The sequence below is a fragment of the Pseudarthrobacter albicanus genome (assembly GCF_018224015.1).
Classification (GTDB): domain Bacteria; phylum Actinomycetota; class Actinomycetes; order Actinomycetales; family Micrococcaceae; genus Arthrobacter; species Arthrobacter albicanus.
The window spans coordinates 1-234 of record NZ_JAGPOT010000027.1; the positions used below are offsets into that span (position 1 = coordinate 1).

A 234-nucleotide genomic window follows, 5' to 3' on the forward strand; every position below is an offset into this window, starting at 1 on the left:
TTACGAGCCCGCCGGCCGCGGCGCGTTCCCGCAGGAGGAGGACTGGGACACCCGGGCCTACCTGCGGCACCTGCCGTCGGTGTTCGAGGCCGTCCGGAACGAGTTCGGCCCGGAGCTGCCTTTGCTGCACGACGGGCACCACCGGATGACCCCGATCCAGGCGGCCAAGCTCGGCAAGGCCCTGGAACCGTATGACCTGTTCTGGCTGGAGGACTGCACCCCGGCCGAGAACCA

Annotated in this window: 1 protein-coding gene; it reads left to right on the forward strand. The window is 70.1% G+C overall.

What is annotated here, in order from left to right; genetic code table 11:
• A partial coding sequence (locus J9611_RS08355; RefSeq protein ID WP_281414547.1) for an enolase C-terminal domain-like protein occupies window positions 1–234 on the forward strand: 234 nt, incomplete at both ends.